General features: G+C 30.5%; 13 protein-coding genes. 6 read left to right on the forward strand and 7 right to left on the reverse strand.

Features of this window, described 5'->3' with window-relative positions:
• Window positions 1-83: 83 nt before the first annotated feature.
• The gene (locus tag BW723_RS11385) at window positions 84-242 is read left to right on the forward strand and encodes a YqaE/Pmp3 family membrane protein (protein ID WP_076686390.1); all 159 of its coding nucleotides are present in this window, start codon (window positions 84-86) and stop codon (window positions 240-242) included.
• A 120-nt stretch (window positions 243-362) separates the two neighbouring features.
• Here the strand turns inward: BW723_RS11385 and BW723_RS11390 are convergent, their stop codons facing one another.
• The 5 genes from BW723_RS11390 to BW723_RS11410 all read right to left on the reverse strand — a co-directional run bounded on the left by BW723_RS11390 (window position 363) and on the right by BW723_RS11410 (window position 6171).
• Window positions 363-701, reverse strand: a complete 339-nt coding sequence (locus BW723_RS11390) for a tRNA-binding protein (RefSeq protein ID WP_068364735.1) — start codon at window positions 699-701, stop codon at window positions 363-365.
• A gap of 8 nt (window positions 702-709) precedes the next feature.
• Window positions 710-1189, reverse strand: coding sequence for an Mpo1 family 2-hydroxy fatty acid dioxygenase (locus BW723_RS11395; RefSeq protein WP_068364732.1), 480 nt, complete (start codon window positions 1187-1189; stop codon window positions 710-712).
• Window positions 1190-1242: 53 nt separating this feature from the next.
• Complete coding sequence (locus BW723_RS11400; protein WP_068364729.1) at window positions 1243-1779, reverse strand: YfiT family bacillithiol transferase; 537 nt, start codon at window positions 1777-1779, stop codon at window positions 1243-1245.
• A gap of 2 nt (window positions 1780-1781) precedes the next feature.
• Window positions 1782-2456 (reverse strand): tetratricopeptide repeat protein, encoded by a 675-nt coding sequence (locus BW723_RS11405; RefSeq protein ID WP_068364726.1) that lies wholly within the window; start codon window positions 2454-2456, stop codon window positions 1782-1784.
• 112 nt (window positions 2457-2568) lie between these two features.
• Complete coding sequence (locus tag BW723_RS11410) at window positions 2569-6171, reverse strand: glycosyl hydrolase 115 family protein (protein WP_068364723.1); 3603 nt, start codon at window positions 6169-6171, stop codon at window positions 2569-2571.
• A 217-nt stretch (window positions 6172-6388) separates the two neighbouring features.
• On the opposite strand from BW723_RS11410, the gene BW723_RS11415 reads away from it, so the two are divergent.
• Window positions 6389-7540 carry a hypothetical protein gene (locus BW723_RS11415; RefSeq protein WP_068364720.1) on the forward strand — a complete coding sequence of 384 codons (1152 nt, stop codon included), beginning with the start codon at window positions 6389-6391 and terminating at the stop codon, window positions 7538-7540.
• A 151-nt stretch (window positions 7541-7691) separates the two neighbouring features.
• On the opposite strand, the gene BW723_RS11420 is transcribed toward BW723_RS11415, so the two are convergent.
• Window positions 7692-9521 carry a PLP-dependent transferase gene (locus BW723_RS11420; RefSeq protein WP_068364716.1) on the reverse strand — a complete coding sequence of 610 codons (1830 nt, stop codon included), beginning with the start codon at window positions 9519-9521 and terminating at the stop codon, window positions 7692-7694.
• Window positions 9522-9988: 467 nt separating this feature from the next.
• Between BW723_RS11420 and leuC the strand changes: the two genes are divergently transcribed.
• The 4 genes from leuC to leuB all read left to right on the forward strand — a co-directional run bounded on the left by leuC (window position 9989) and on the right by leuB (window position 14795).
• Window positions 9989-11389: a 3-isopropylmalate dehydratase large subunit gene (gene leuC, locus BW723_RS11425; protein WP_068364713.1), complete on the forward strand. Its 1401-nt coding sequence runs from the start codon at window positions 9989-9991 to the stop codon at window positions 11387-11389.
• A gap of 90 nt (window positions 11390-11479) precedes the next feature.
• Window positions 11480-12079: a 3-isopropylmalate dehydratase small subunit gene (gene leuD, locus BW723_RS11430; RefSeq protein ID WP_068364710.1), complete on the forward strand. Its 600-nt coding sequence runs from the start codon at window positions 11480-11482 to the stop codon at window positions 12077-12079.
• Between the two features lie 68 nt (window positions 12080-12147).
• Window positions 12148-13668, forward strand: a complete 1521-nt coding sequence (locus BW723_RS11435; protein WP_068364707.1) for an alpha-isopropylmalate synthase regulatory domain-containing protein — start codon at window positions 12148-12150, stop codon at window positions 13666-13668.
• A 71-nt stretch (window positions 13669-13739) separates the two neighbouring features.
• Window positions 13740-14795: a 3-isopropylmalate dehydrogenase gene (gene leuB, locus BW723_RS11440; RefSeq protein ID WP_068364704.1), complete on the forward strand. Its 1056-nt coding sequence runs from the start codon at window positions 13740-13742 to the stop codon at window positions 14793-14795.
• Between the two features lie 100 nt (window positions 14796-14895).
• On the opposite strand, the gene BW723_RS11445 is transcribed toward leuB, so the two are convergent.
• Window positions 14896-15948, reverse strand: coding sequence for a M28 family metallopeptidase (locus tag BW723_RS11445; protein WP_068364702.1), 1053 nt, complete (start codon window positions 15946-15948; stop codon window positions 14896-14898).
• Window positions 15949-16001: the final 53 nt, after the last annotated feature.

Consider the following 16001-nt stretch of genomic DNA (forward strand, 5'->3'; position numbering starts at 1 on the left):
TTACTTTTTATAGTTTTGGCTTTAAATTATTGTAACAAAACGAATACTTAAACGTCTTATTTGTGTAACCAACTAAAATATAAATGAGTTTTTTTAGAGTATTATTTGCTATTATTTTTCCTCCATTATCAGTAATTGACAAAGGATGTGGATCTTTCTTTATCATTTTTTTACTTACCCTTTGTGGCTGGATTCCTGGAGTTATAGGCGCTTTGGTAATTTTGAATAATCCTAAAAATTAATTTCAAGAATTTTCATTTTTGCTAACTGCTAACTGCTAACTGCTAACTGCTAACTGCTAACTGCTAACTGCTAACTGCTAACTGCTAACTGCTAACTGCTAACTGCTAACTGCTAACTGTTTAACTAACCTGTTCTCCGTTTTTAATCGTTTTAGAAGCTTGTAATAGAACTACGTTTTCATCAGAATTATATACACCTAAAACTAAAACTTCGCTTTTAAAATTAGCAATTTGTCTAGGTTTAAAATTTACGATTGCAGAAATCTGTTTATTTAATAGTTCTTCTTTAGTATATAAATCTGTGATTTGTGCACTCGATTTTTTAATACCTAAAGCACCAAAATCAATTTTAAGTTGATAAGCAGGTTTTCTTGCTTTCGGAAAATCGTTCACTTCTATGATTGTGCCTATTCTAACATCAACTTTTAAAAAGTCTTCGAAGGTAATTTCGTTTTTCATATCATTTTTTATTCTGTTGCTTTTTTAGATTTCTTGCCCAATTTCTGAATTACCCATAATGGTCCAATCAATAAAAATTCTAAATCTTTTAAAAAAGATGGTTTTGCGCCTTCTACTTTATGTCCATAAAACTGGCCAATCCAAGCTAAAACAAAAATGACAATAGACACATAAAATAAATTAAAGTTATTGCTAATCCAGAAGTTACCAATAATAGATAATAGAATTACAAAAAGCATTTCTGCAAAATACCAAAAACCTAGTCGTAAATAAAAGATAGAAATAACAACTGTAACCACCACAGCCCAATTTTCTATAAACGGATTGTATAAACCTAACGTATTCTCTAAAAAAGTACTAGGAATACTCATCAGCAAACCAATAACACTAAAAAATATTAATGGCACACAAATATAGTGTATGGCTTGGTTGGTTTCGTTTTGATGACTTATTGCATATTCATCAAAATATTCTTGTGCAGTTTTCATTATCTCTAAATTAAGTTCTTAAAGATAGGTAATTTTACAAAAATGTAAACACTTTATTTCCAGCCTTCACGAATCATTAATTGCTCTATATGTGCATAATGATGTTGGCAATGCCAAGCGTAATTTGCAATATTTTCTTTTAAACTTACACGTTTATTTCCTTCAGGATGTATAAAAACTCTTTGCAATTCTGCATCTGTTAAACCTTGTAATAAATACACCCATTTTGCGTGTAAACCTTTTAAAGCATCTAAAGTTAGTAAAATTGGTGCAGATTTAGAATCACTTAATTCTGCCCAAAGTTTTTCGTCATAAGCTTTTATAAGGGGTTCATCTTCAGTTAATGCCCATTTAAAACGCATATATGCATTATGATGACTATCGTAAGAATGATGGATTACTTGTCTTATAGACCAACCATTTTCTCTGTAAGGAATTTCTAACTGATTATCAGATAATTCTCTAACTAAAAACTCTAATTCGTGAGGAAAACGTTCTATATCAGAAATCCAGTTTTCTATATGTTTTTTGGTAATTTGTTCAGGAATATCAACTTTACCTATTGGGTATTTTAATTCTTCTAATGTCATTCTTATTTTGTTAATTTCTTTAAAAATTGCTCCGAATTTCTGTTTTCAGGATTAATTGCTAGCGATTTTTTAAAGCTAATCATTGCATTAACAGTATCCTTTTTTAAGAAATAAGCTTCACCTAAACTATTAAAAACATTTGAACTATTAGGATATAATTCAGAATTTATTTTAAAAATTTCTAAAGCATCATCATAATTCTTTTCTCTAACAAAACGATACCCCCAACTATTTAAACTTCTTTCTCTAATAAGATAATTAGCAGAATCATTGGTTTGTATAGCTTTAAAAGCTAATAATGCTTTGTTATATTCTTTGGCTTTAAAATATTCGCCTGCAGTTTTTTCATCAGCATTCAACTTTTTAAAGTGATATAAAGTGCCTTTATGTTCTGTTTTTGGATCTAATTCAATGTGCATTTTTGGTTGACTCACAAAAAGCATTTTTTCATTCAGTTCTTTCATATAAAAAGAACTATCGTTTACTTTTAGTAATTCTGCATCAGTTCCACGCCATTTTGCGTGCATAATTGCATCTTTAAAATAAATTTCTAAAACTTCATTGGCATTAAATAAATAACGACCAGAAGTAGCATTCATAAAGTCTTCAGTGTTTTTTTGAGAAGTACAACTTGCTAATATTAATAGCGATAAAAGGAGGTAACTTAATTTTTTCATTGGTTGACTGATTGATTAGGTTCACTAATTTAGACGATGAACTTACTACTTTTGTTACAAAATTTCAAATCAAATTAATCTTTTATCTTAAGTTATACTTTTTAAAAATAGACTATTTACGATTTATGATTAAAGCATTAATAATCCAATGATCTGCAAAAGTAAATTCTACCAATTCATCTTCTAAAACTTCGAGAGTTACAGTATCAATTTTTTGAACGCCAGAAAATGTTTTGTGTTTCTTTAAAATTGTTTTTCCATTGATTTTAAAAGTAACCTCAAAATTTTTTCCTTTGCTGTAAATCCATTCTTCTTTAATTCGAGAATCGCCCATATAATATTTAATATCATAAGTGCCTTTTTTAAGTTTTACATAAAATTTAGCCTCTTTTTTACCAATTAATCCATCTCTTTGCCAAAAATCGATTCTTGCTGATGCTTCATTATGATGAAACCCAATTTGTTTTACATCAGAAGCACGCCAACCAAATAAATTTTTATTCGGATTATAAGTGTGTCTTTGATTTACTGCTGTAAAACCTTTGGCATCTAACATAGAATAAATTCCGAAATTTAGCTTGATATCTGTTAAAGGTTCAAGTTTTTTATAGGGGTCAACTTTAGAAATTTCATCAGTAATTTCTGGTGATGCAACAGGTTCAATTTTTGTATAATTGATGGTATTAAAACTTTCTGGAGCACCAATTAAACTTCTTTTCTGCGCAGTTTTAGTTTGTTCATCAGTACAAATTACCAAACGATCTACACCAATATTAGTATCTACTTGATATAATGTTAATGTATGGTAACCAGGTTTATCAACCGTAATTTCAAAAGGAATTTTTTCCATTAAAGCCAGTACATTTTTATGCCAACTTAAGCTTTCTTTAGTTCCATCAGACATTTTTAAAGATAATTTTTCTCCTTTTTTTCTGATTCCAGTTAGTACTTTAGGAGACTCATCATCTAAACCAATACCAATTTCACAAGTTTTTCCTTTTCCTTCATTTAAGGTTGGTAATCGATATAATTCACCATAAAAAGTTCCTGAATTCGTAAAATATACTGAATACTCTAATTTGGCTGCTTCCTCTTTTATGTCTTGTTTAATTTTAGAGCCTCCTTTTAAAAACATAGACGATTTTTTATAACCATAATGTTTAAATTCTTCCCATTTATCACCTAATTTTCCATCAGTTTTTTTCTGATAATGTTCAGCTTCTATCGTTAAAAATCCATTGCCTTCTATGTAAGATTTTTCTTTTAACTGAATATTGTGTTGGGTTGCTTTTACAGGAAATGATTTAGAAAAACCATTTGTATCTCTTACAATAATTGTAGTTGTATTTATACCATTTTTGGTTTTAGACCAATCAACAGAAACAAGAATGCGTTCTTCAATTTTTACGCTTCCAGAAGATTTTGTGAAATTGATCCAATCTGCATTAGTTTCAATAGTCCAAGAATTTGCATTTACTTCTTTATTAAAAATATCGATAAATCTTTGATTATCTTCAAAAGAAGAAAAACGCAGTTCAATATCTTCATCACCCAAAACCTGACCTTCGCAAACTGCTCCAATTCCTGTTTTTCCTTCCTCTTTAAAAAGTTGGTTATACACTAAATTGTTAGGAATATTAGCAACATCAAAAACACGTTCTACGCTATTGTATTCTGCATAAGGATCCATAATTCCATCCCATTTTCCATTTATAATTTCTTTGTAATATTTTAAATCCTTTTGAATTTTAGCTTCTGCTTTTTCCGATAAAACCTTGTAAGCATTTACACTTGCTAGTCTTCCTTGTTTGGTGTATGCGATGTTTTTACGATAATACACCGCTTTTTGCAGCATATAATGTGTAGATTTTATAGGATAATATGCCAAATGCCAAAAGGGTATTTTCGCAGATTCATCTAAATCATCATAAATTGCTTTTGCTTTTTGTTCTAAAACTTTTGCTTTTTCTATATGTCTTTGGGCTTCATCACCAAAATCATACAAACTGTAATATTGATACATCCAGTTTTTTTCGAATTCCCAAACCCAAAAAGGCACCATTGGTTCTGGCTTTTTAGACCAAGTTAGCGTATGGAAATCTGTTATTAAATCAGCAATTTCTTTCCCTTTTTCAGCATTTACATTAAAATGTTGTTGTGCTGTTTTTTCTATAAAAGTTTTTGTGGTGTTTTTCGGATATGCATCAATATCATAAGCCAAAGACATAAAAAACTGAAGACCTAATTCTGCAGGTTTAATATCACCTACATTTACAATCCAGAATTTTCGAGCATTATTATCGTAAACTTTTCTCAATTCCTCTTGCACTAAAGGCAGTGGAGTAGTGTACAACCAATCGTAAGTTGTTGGGTAACCTTGGTAAGCCAAATGATAATAAATTCCATTTCCTCCAGGGTGTTTTTGCTCTTCTTTGTTGGGTAATTGACGTGCATGCCCAAAATTATCTTCTGTCCAAACCATTATCACATCATCAGGTATTTTTAAGCCTTCTGCTTTTTCTTTACCATCTTTACTTTCTCCATTATACAATTCTCCAGTTTCTTCATAAGGAATAAAAACTTGAGGAACTGCATCTTCAGAACCAAAAGTCGTTTTAATCATTGCTCTTTGGCGATCAATAACTGTCTGTAATAATTTTACTTTATTTTCTAAAGTTGGGTTTTTTAAATTTTCATAACGAAAAGGAGAATCGTGTACACCTCTAATTCCTAAAGTGTAAATCATATTAAAATCTTTAGATTCGTCTAATCTCTCTTGCCAATAAGCTTCAATTGTTTTTGGGTTTACAGTATAATCCCAAACAGGTACACCTTTTGCATCAAACATATCTTTATGTGCTTCTGCCCAAGGATACCATTCATCGTAATTATTTCGTCCCATTTGTTCACAATGAGATGCACCTACATAAATACCATATTCTTTGGCGTTTTTTGGGTTGATGGGAATTCCATTTTTGTCTTTCGCCTCAAAAAAATAACTACTTCTAAGCATCATTCCTGGCCAGATGGTATTTGCTTTTAAACGCAATAAAAGTTCAAAAACTCTTTTATAAACCTCAGGACTTGGGTGTGTATTAGTTTCGTTTTTTGATGTTTTTTCGCTCCAAGTAGTAAGAGCCTCTTCATCATTTATAAAAATTCCACGATATTCTACAGAAGGTTCTTTAGGTAAAACCAAACAATCTTTTAAAATCACTTTATTCTTTTTCTGAGGTACAACATCTGCCCACCAATATAAAGGAGAAACTCCTATTTTTTCTGATATTTCATAAATACCATAAACAGTTCCTAATGCATCACTACCTGCAACAACTAGAGCATTTTTAATATTTTCTGACGGATTTTCTAAGCTTTTTAATAAGAACGATTGCTTCAAATTATCAATTCCTTTGGCTTCGTTTAATAAACCTTTTTGGTCTAATTGTTGGATAAAAGGATTATGAATAGTTCCAATAATTATGGTGTTTTCACTAACTTGATCTACTGAATGTATTATAGTTGGCATAGAACCTGTAACTATTTTAATGTCTTTTTGCAGATCATTTACAGCTCTAATTATCTGCGGACTTTCTTCTTGTGATACATAAATTGTAGCTACTTTTCCACTATTAAAAACTGGGAATCCTTGTTCTTTTGTACAAGAGATAAATACTAAAAATGATAAACTAATCAGTAATTTTAAACTATTTGACATTTGATAATTTATTAATGAATTGACGATGATCAAATTTATAGTAAGTTATTTGCTCTTGAATGATTTTTAGATTAAAATCACGTTTTTTAACCGTTTAAAATTTAATTTAAATGTTTGTTATTTAATTGTTTAAGTGTATTTTGATTTTTAGTGGCTAATTGATAATGTTTGTGTATTTAAGTTTTCTTAACTACTTTAGAAGACTCTAAAGTCGCAAATGGAATTTGAAAAAAGTGAAATATTAGCACAACTAAACAGAATTATTTCTGATAAAGCTTTTTCTAGATCTAAAATTAATGTTCGGCTTTTAACTTTTTTGGTAACTTCTACTTTAGAAGAAAAAGAACTTAAAGAAACTACTATTGGAATTGAGTTTTTTGGCACCAAATACGATCCTATAAAACTAGATAATAAAGTGCGTGTTTATGTGTATCATTTGCGTAAAAAATTAGAAGCATATTACAAAGAGGCAGATGTTAACGAAATTCAGTTTCAAATTAAAAAAGGACAATACAAAGTTCAGTTTTCAAAACATCAGCTAGTAAAATCAAAACCAAATCGATTCTATTTTTTTGGTAGAATTATTTTGGTTGCATCAATATTAGCTGCTATCATCATATTTAGTTTTCAAAAAACAGCAAATGTATTTTGGAAAAGTTTAATGCAAAACGATTTTAAAACTACAGTTATTTTTGGTGATTATTTTACCATAGAAGGACCAACTTTAACCAGTAAAAAAGGAATTATTCGTGATTATGAAATTAATTCTGAAACAGAATTAGAAACTTATTTAGAAAAGAATCCAGAGAAATCTGGGCAATTAAGTTCAAGTGCACATCATTATTTTAATTGGATGGCACCTTACATCAGCAAAGATATTACCGAGTTTTGGGGCAAGTATAATTACGATTTTGATATTATTCAAATTTCAGAATGGAATGTAGCACAACTCGAAAAAGCCAATCTCGTTTATTTTGGGCAGTCTAAATCTATGGGGGTTTTAAAGAATATTTTAGTTGAAAATTTCCCTCAGTTTTCTTATCAAAGTCAGAAGCTTTTGTATACAGATACTAAAACAAAAAAAACAAAAGTTTATAACGATGTTGTAACTCAAAATGATAAAATTATAGATTATACAGTTGTTGCAAAAGTATCAATTCCTTCTGGTAACGAATTGCGTTTTTTCTTATCAGATCAAGATTGTGGAGCCATAAGTGCATTGCAATATTTTACGCAAAAAGATTCTGTAAATGCATTTTACAAACGCCATCAATTAGATAAAAATCAAGATTTTATTGCCTTGTTTAAAGTTACAGGTTGGAAACGTAAATCTTATGATATGGAGTTTGTTTTGTTAGATAAAAAGTAATTTTGATTGCTGATACCTAACGTAACTAAAAATTGTATCGAGAACTAATTTTGAAATTAAAACTCTTATTCTCGATACAAATTTTCTTCATTTCAATCGTAAACTTCTGTTGAAGTGATAGAATTTTATCAAAATGAATAATAGGTTATTTTTAAATACTTTCTACAAACTTTAAAAACACTTTCTTGTGCATTTCTAAATCTAAATCAGGAGACATAGAAGTTCGTACTATATAATCTTTATCGCCTTCTTTTGTAGTACCTTGTGTAGAAGTTGCAGGAATCGTCCAATAACAGCCTTTTAATTGTCCATAACTCACACAAAACTTACTTTCATCAGGGATTTCTGTAATCATTAAATTAATTAACTTTAAATTCAATGCTCTTTTATAGGATTCTTTTTCTTCAAGAGAATTTCCTTTTGTTGGCAAATCCAAAGAAAAAACAGAAGGTGTAAACCCTTGTGAAGCTAATTCTGAAGAAACAAAGTTAATTTTTGCAGCAGGTAAAACCTCTTTAATAAAGTTTACAAACTCCAAGGTGTTTTTATATGCATCTTCAATTCTTTGCTTCATAGAAGGTAATTGTGTTGCTAATATTTGATATTGTTGAGGTGTAGCTTCATTCTCACAAAGCGACAAATGCAGGTCAATTTTTTCTGAAATCGAGCTGTTTTTTTCATTTACTATACAATATCCAGCCGTACATTTTCCTCCACTAGGAAATTTAGAACCACTTGCATAAGAAATAGCTCTAATGGAAGATAGAATTGCATCTCTCCCTAAAAAATGTACATTAGGACAAAAAGTTTGATCTAAAATAAAAACAGGATCAATAGCTGTTTTTCCAGTTTTTGTGGTACGTTTTTTACTTAAAACCGCTTCTAATTTTGTTAAATCAGGTACTTCAACTCTTGGGTTAGTAGGTATTTCTGCAATAATATAAGGTACAGCATCTTCATCAGCAAGTGTGGTTAAAATGCGTTCAATACTTTGTACCATATCATTTTCACCATCAACAGGTAAATCAACAATTTCTACATTTTCTATACAAGCAGCAACACGTCTGGCTTGGTCATTTGTGCCTCCATAACAATTTGGGGGAACAATAAATTTAATGGTTTTTTTAGGATGATTTAAATTCGCATCATCAATTAAACCCATCATTATTGCATATTGCATAGATAATCCACTAGAAGCGACTAGTGGTTTTGAAGTAGTATTTGTAACTTTTTGAATCGAGTTTAAAACACTTCTTTTATCAGTTTCTAAATTATTATCAGCAATCTTTAAAGAAGTTTCGCCAACATAATTTTGCAAAGCAACCAAACAATTTTCAGGAGTCATTGCAATAGTTTCTCTTCTTCTTACGTGTTGAATTTCGGAAATATAAGATTCGTTTTTTGTTCCATTTACTAATAAAATACTTCCTAAAATTGTATTAATATTGATAAAAAAATCAATGTTTGGTATAATATTGAAATCAGAAATATGTTCTTTTTGCTGAATAAAAATTGTACTTCCATCAAATTCATCAACTTTAGTACCTTGCTCAATTTTATGTAACTCAAATTCATAACCGTAAACGGATTTTAGAACAGTAACATCAAAAGAAGTTGGTAATACATCAGTATAAAGAATTCGAGTTTTTTTATTTTCTAATAAGTTTTTTCTTAAAATCGCTAAAATAGGCATCGTTTTAGAATCGAAACTGATGATGTTTTCTGAGGATAATTGTTGTGCGTTAGCAACTACCCATTCTAAAACACAAGATAAAGGATGTCCTAATCTAATATAATCGTAAGCAGTTGGTAATTCAGCTAATGCAGATATATCAGAAATATCGTTATTGTACAAATTGATAAACTCCTCTAAAAACTGAGTTTTAGCCAATTTTTCTTCGTAAATATCAAGTCTATGAGTAGTTAAATTTAGCCAATCTTTTGGCATATTTTTAATTACTTCTTTTATATAATTTTGCATTTATTTTTCAGCTTTTAAAAGAGGTAAAGATACGTTAATTCGATTTTTTTAAATGTTTTTGAAAGCATTTTAACGAAGTTTTAGAACATCAAATAAATAAGATTTCTTTATAACTTAGATAATTTTGATTGTCTTTGCGAGGATGATTGTTGTGGTAACCTTTGAGTTTTAAATTTAGTATATCATTAGTTTTTATAGAAAAATCTTAATGATAGTTTTTAAAGACTTTTCAACTTCTTTATTTTCTGATTAAAACAATAAATGGAGCTTATTTTTAGGAAATCCTAAACTTCCAAAAAATATTAGACATCGTATTTTAAAACAAGTTAAAAATCTAATTTTCAATAAAATAAGTATTCATTTAACAGTTGGGTATAATGTTTTTATTGATTTATCTTCTAAAATAATTTTAGTAAAATTGTATTTTTGGTAGCTGATTATTAACAAAATCATAAAAACCACTAAAAATGGCAAAAACATTATTTGACAAAGTATGGGATTCGCACGTTGTTCGTCAGGTTAAAGACGGACCAGATGTGTTTTTTATAGATCGTCATTTTATTCACGAAGTTACAAGTCCTGTAGCTTTTTTAGGATTAGAAAGTAGAGGGAATTCTGTTGTGTATCCTGCACGTACATTTGCAACTGCAGATCATAATACACCAACTATAAATCAACATTTACCTGTTGCAGATCCTTTATCTGCAAATCAGTTAGATGCTTTAGAAAAAAATGCGGCTAAACACGGTATTTCTCACTGGGGTTTAGGCGATATTAATAACGGAATTGTTCACGTTGTTGGCCCAGAAAACGGAATTACCTTACCTGGAGCAACAATTGTTTGTGGAGATTCTCATACATCTACTCACGGAGCTTTTGGTGCTATTGCCTTTGGTATTGGTACCTCTGAGGTAGAAATGGTATTGTCTACACAATGTATTATGCAGCCAAAACCTAAAAAAATGCGTATTAACGTAAATGGTAAATTAGGTTTAGGAGTTACACCTAAAGATGTTGCTTTATACATTATTTCAAAACAAACTACTTCTGGTGCAACTGGATTTTTTGTAGAATATGCAGGTGATGTTTTTGAAGATATGACAATGGAAGGACGTATGACTGTGTGTAATTTATCTATTGAGATGGGTGCACGTGGTGGAATGATTGCTCCTGATGAAAAAACATTTGAATATATAAAAGGTCGTTCTCAAACTCCTAAAGGAGCAGATTGGGACAAAGCAATGAAATATTGGGAAACTTTATCTACGGATGAAGGTGCAGAGTTTGATGTAGAATTTAACTATGAAGCATCAGATATTGAGCCAATGATTACTTATGGTACAAACCCAGGAATGGGAATGGGCGTAACAAAATCAATTCCTTTAGCAGAAAATGTAGAAGGTGGAGTTGATACCTATAAAAAATCATTAGGTTACATGTCTTTTAGCGAAGGTGATGCTATGATTGGTAAAGAAATCGACTTTGTATTCTTAGGTTCTTGTACAAATGGTAGAATTGAAGATTTTAGAGCATTTTGTTCTATTGTAGAAGGTAGACAAAAAGCAGACAATGTTACTGCTTGGTTAGTACCAGGTTCTCATAAAGTTGTAGATCAAATTAAAGCAGAAGGTTTAGATAAAATTATAGACGCTGCAGGTTTTGTATTAAGAGAACCAGGTTGTTCTGCTTGTTTGGCAATGAATGATGATAAAATTCCTTCAGGAAAATTATCAGTTTCAACATCAAACAGAAACTTTGAAGGAAGACAAGGGCCAGGATCTAGAACATTATTAGCTTCTCCATTAGTTGCAGCAGCATCTGCAGTAGAAGGTAAAGTTACAGATCCAAGAACGTTATTAACAGCATAAAAAGCTATTAGCTTTTGGCTTTTGGCCATTAGCTTAAAATTATAAATTATTTGCCTACAGTTAAGAACTAAAGGCTAAAAGCATAAAAATATGGCTTACGATAAATTTAATGTATTAACAAGTACAGCATATCCATTACCAACAGAAAATGTAGATACAGATCAAATAATTCCTGCTCGTTTTTTAAAAGCAACTGAGCGTAAAGATTTTGATATTAACTTTTTTCGTGATTGGAGATTTGAGCAAGATGGAACACCAAAAGCAGATTTTCCTTTAAATAAAGAAATTTATGCAGGTTCTAAAATTTTAGTAGGAGGTAGAAACTTTGGTTCTGGTTCTTCTAGAGAGCACGCAGCTTGGTCTGTGTACGATTTTGGTTTACGTTGTGTAATTTCATCAGCATTTGCAGATATTTTTAAAAATAACTGTTTAAACGTTGGAGTTCTACCTGTACAAGTATCTCCTGAATTTGCAGATACCTTATTTGCAGCGATTATGGCAGATCCGAAAACAGAAATCAAAGTAGATTTACCTAACCAAACCGTTACTTTAGTAGCAACTGGTGAGTCTGAATCTTTTGATATTAATACTTACAAAAAAGAAAATATGTTAAATGGTTTTGATGATATCGATTATTTAAAAAACATCGAAAACGAAATTTCTGCTTTTGCAGAAACAAGACCATTTTAAGATAAATATGTCATTCCTTTAAAACAGGAAACTAAATAAAAAAGAATCTTTTTTTTAAGTTGATATTAATGACGAAGAGAACAATAGAAATAATGGATACGACACTGCGTGATGGAGAACAAACATCAGGCGTGTCGTTTTCAGTTTCAGAAAAATTAACAATTGCTAAATTACTTTTAGAAGAATTAAAAGTAGATCGAATAGAAATTGCATCTGCAAGAGTTTCTGAAGGCGAATTAGAAGCGGTTAAAAAAGTAACTTCTTGGGCAGATTCAGAAAATCTATTAGATAAAATAGAGGTTTTAACTTTTGTTGATGGAGGGAAATCTATTGATTGGATGATAGCTTCTGGATCAAAAGTTCAGAATTTATTAACCAAAGGTTCTTTAAATCATTTAACACATCAACTAAAAAAAACACCAGAACAACACTTTGCAGATATTAAAGCAACTATTGAGTTAGCTGCTAAAAATAATATTAAAACCAATGTTTATTTAGAAGATTGGTCTAATGGAATGCGTAATTCTAAAGAATATGTTTTTGAGTATTTAGATTTTTTAACTACTCAAAAAATAGAACGTGTTTTATTGCCAGATACTTTAGGAGTTTTAACACCAGTAGAAACTTTTAAATTTATTGCAGAGGTTAAAGAAAAGTATCCAAAATTACATATCGATTTTCACGGTCATAATGATTATGATTTAGGTGTTGCCAATGTTATGGAAGCTGTAAAAGCAGGTACAAATGGTTTGCATTTAACCATAAATGGGATGGGAGAACGTGCTGGAAATGCACCTATGGCTAGTGTAATTGCAGTCATTAATGATTTTCTAGAGGATGTAAAAATCAATACCAACGAAAAAGCATTAAATAAAGTAAGTAAGTTAGTAGAAAACTTTTCTGGGTTTCGTATTCCAGTAAATAAACCAGTTGTTGGCGCAAATGTATTTACCCAAACTGCAGGAATTCACGCAGATGGAGATAATAAAAACAATCTTTATTTTAACGATTTAATGCCAGAGCGTTTTGGTAGAAAACGTAAATATGCTTTAGGTAAAACATCTGGTAAAGCCAATATTCAAAAGAATTTACAAGATTTAGGTTTAAGTTTAAATGACGAAGAACTTAAAAAAGTTACACAAAGAATTATAGAGTTAGGAGATAAAAAGGAAGTCGTTTCTCAAGATGATTTACCATATATTATTTCTGATGTTTTAGATTCTGATACTATAGAAAAAAGAATTGTTGTAGAAAATTATGTTTTAGGTCACGCAAAAGGTATGAAACCATCTACAACGTTACAATTAAAAGTAGAAGGAATTCAGTACGAAGCCCACGCACAAGGAGATGGACAGTTTGATGCTTTTATGAACGCGTTGCGTAAATTGTACAAAACACACAGTAAAAAAGATTTACCAGGTTTAATAGATTATGCAGTAAGAATTCCTCCAGGAAGTCATTCTGATGCTTTATGTGAAACTATTATTACTTGGAAAGGAGAAAAGAAAGAATTTATAACTCGTGGTTTAGATTCAGATCAAACAGTATCTGCAATTAAAGCGACAGAGAAAATGTTGAATATTATATAATAGCTTTTTGCTTTTAGCAATTAGCATTTAGCTAAGAGCCAAAAGCCAAGAGCCAAAAGCCAAAATAGAAAATGAAATTAAACATCGCATTATTAGCAGGAGATGGAATTGGTCCAGAAGTAATTGACCAAGCAGTAAAAGTATCTGATGCAATTGCAAAGAAATTTAATCACGAAATTAATTGGAGACCAGCATTAACTGGTGCTGCTGCTATTGATGCAGTAGGTGAACCTTATCCTGATGAAACTCACGAAATTTGTGCGTCTTCTGATGCTGTTTTATTTGGTGCAATTGGGCATCCAAGATTCGATAATGATCCATCAGCAAAAGTTCGTCCAGAACAAGGATTATTAAAAATGCGTAAAAAATTAGGTTTATTTGCTAATGTAAGACCAACGTTTACGTTTCCTTCTTTGTTAGATAAATCACCTTTAAAAAGAGAAAGAATCGAAGGAACTGATTTGGTTTTTTTACGTGAATTGACTGGAGGAATTTACTTTGGTGAAAAAGGTAGAAGAGATGAAGGAGAAACTGCTTTTGATAATTGTGTTTATACAAGAGATGAGGTTAAAAGATTAGCTGTTAAAGGTTTTGAATTAGCAATGACTCGTGGTAAAAAATTATGTTGTGTAGATAAAGCGAACGTTTTAGAAACATCTAGATTATGGAGAGAAACTGTACAAGCTATGGAAAAAGATTATCCAGAAGTTGAGGTTTCTTATGAGTTTGTAGATGCAGTTGCTATGCGTTTAGTACAATGGCCAAATAGTTATGATGTTTTAATTACAGAGAACTTATTTGGAGACATTTTAACAGATGAAGCTTCTGTTATTTCTGGTTCTATGGGTTTAATGCCAAGTGCTTCTTTAGGTTCTGAAATTGGTTTATTCGAGCCAATTCACGGTTCTTATCCGCAGGCAACAGGTTTAAACATTGCAAACCCAATGGCTACAGTTTTATCTGCAGCAATGATGTTCGAAAACTTTGGTTTACAAGAAGAAGGTAAAGCAATTAGAGATGCTGTAAACAGTGCTTTAGATAAAGGTATGGTTACAGAAGATTTAGCAGATGGAGGAAAAGCTTATGGAACTTCGGAAGTAGGAGATTGGTTAGCTGATAATATCTAAATAAATAAGTTCTAAATTTAATTTTAAGAACTTTTAAATACGGAAAAAACCAAGCAATTTAAATTGCTTGGTTTTTTATTTTCTATAATTTAAATACAAATTATTTCGTTTTTTCTTCTTTTTTAACTTCGGCTTTATCAGCTATAATTCTAGTTTCTTTATTAGCAACTTCCCAAGCAGTATGAAAAACCAAACGTGTTCTGTTTTCTAACAATTCGTAGTTAATTTTGTCTGGTGTATCAGATGGTTTGTGGTAATCTGCATGCGTTCCATTAAAATAAAATATAATTGGCACATTGTGTTTTGCAAAATTGTAATGATCAGATCTATAGTAAAAACGATTCGGATCATTTTCATCATTATATTTGTAATCAAAGTTAATGTTTGTGTACTTTTTATTGATTTCTTCTGATAAATTATGAAGCTCAGTACTCAATTTATCAGAACCAATTAAATATAAATAATTAGGATCTTCTTTATGTCTTTCATCAATTCTACCAATCATATCAATATTTAAATCGCAAACTGTATTGGCTATCGGAAAAATTGGGTTTTCGGTGTAATATTTAGAACCTAATAAACCTTTTTCTTCACCTGTAACGTGTAAAAATAAAATTGAACGTTTTGGGCCTTTACCAGCATCTGCAGCCATTTTAAAAGCTTCAGCAATTTCTAATACAGCAACCGTTCCAGAACCATCATCATCTGCACCATTATAAACAACTCCATCTTTAACACCTTCGTGATCTAAGTGTGCTGAGATAACCACAATTTCATCTGGTTTTTCTGTACCTTTAATAAAGGCCAATACATTCTCAGAATCTTTAAATTTTCCACGACGTGTATTTTTGTTAATCCATGCTGCAGGTACTTCTTGAAAATAATCATCACCTCCAATTGGTGAAACAATTCCTTTATTTACATAAAAATTCTTTAAATATTCAACCGCTTTTTTCTGTCCTGGCTCACCAGTTTCTCTACCTTCAAACTCGTCAGAAGCATAAGTAAAAAGATGCGTTCCTAAATCTTTTGCAGTAATAGTTGCTGCGTATTTTGCAGCCTGATCTACATTTGCATCTTCATTAGATGCTTCTTTGCTAGAACTACAAGCCATAAAAGCGATTGCACTAGCAACGTACAGTATTTTTTTCATTGATTAAAAATGTAATTAATTTGAATTTATTTGTTACCAAATGTAACAAAAAG

Source organism: Polaribacter reichenbachii (genome assembly GCF_001975665.1).
GTDB classification, from domain to species: Bacteria; Bacteroidota; Bacteroidia; order Flavobacteriales; family Flavobacteriaceae; genus Polaribacter; species Polaribacter reichenbachii.

Bases quoted from the DNA above. Each gene is read 5' to 3' on its own strand.
- BW723_RS11385 (WP_076686390.1), top strand. From the start codon at position 84: ATGAGTTTTTTTAGAGTATTATTTGCTATTATTTTTCCTCCATTATCA.
- BW723_RS11390 (WP_068364735.1), bottom strand. From the start codon at position 701: ATGAAAAACGAAATTACCTTCGAAGACTTTTTAAAAGTTGATGTTAGA.
- BW723_RS11395 (WP_068364732.1), bottom strand. From the start codon at position 1,189: ATGAAAACTGCACAAGAATATTTTGATGAATATGCAATAAGTCATCAA.
- BW723_RS11400 (WP_068364729.1), bottom strand. From the start codon at position 1,779: ATGACATTAGAAGAATTAAAATACCCAATAGGTAAAGTTGATATTCCT.
- BW723_RS11405 (WP_068364726.1), bottom strand. From the start codon at position 2,456: ATGAAAAAATTAAGTTACCTCCTTTTATCGCTATTAATATTAGCAAGT.
- BW723_RS11410 (WP_068364723.1), bottom strand. From the start codon at position 6,171: ATGTCAAATAGTTTAAAATTACTGATTAGTTTATCATTTTTAGTATTT.
- BW723_RS11415 (WP_068364720.1), top strand. From the start codon at position 6,389: ATGGAATTTGAAAAAAGTGAAATATTAGCACAACTAAACAGAATTATT.
- BW723_RS11420 (WP_068364716.1), bottom strand. From the start codon at position 9,521: ATGCAAAATTATATAAAAGAAGTAATTAAAAATATGCCAAAAGATTGG.
- leuC (WP_068364713.1), top strand. From the start codon at position 9,989: ATGGCAAAAACATTATTTGACAAAGTATGGGATTCGCACGTTGTTCGT.
- leuD (WP_068364710.1), top strand. From the start codon at position 11,480: ATGGCTTACGATAAATTTAATGTATTAACAAGTACAGCATATCCATTA.
- BW723_RS11435 (WP_068364707.1), top strand. From the start codon at position 12,148: ATGACGAAGAGAACAATAGAAATAATGGATACGACACTGCGTGATGGA.
- leuB (WP_068364704.1), top strand. From the start codon at position 13,740: ATGAAATTAAACATCGCATTATTAGCAGGAGATGGAATTGGTCCAGAA.
- BW723_RS11445 (WP_068364702.1), bottom strand. From the start codon at position 15,948: ATGAAAAAAATACTGTACGTTGCTAGTGCAATCGCTTTTATGGCTTGT.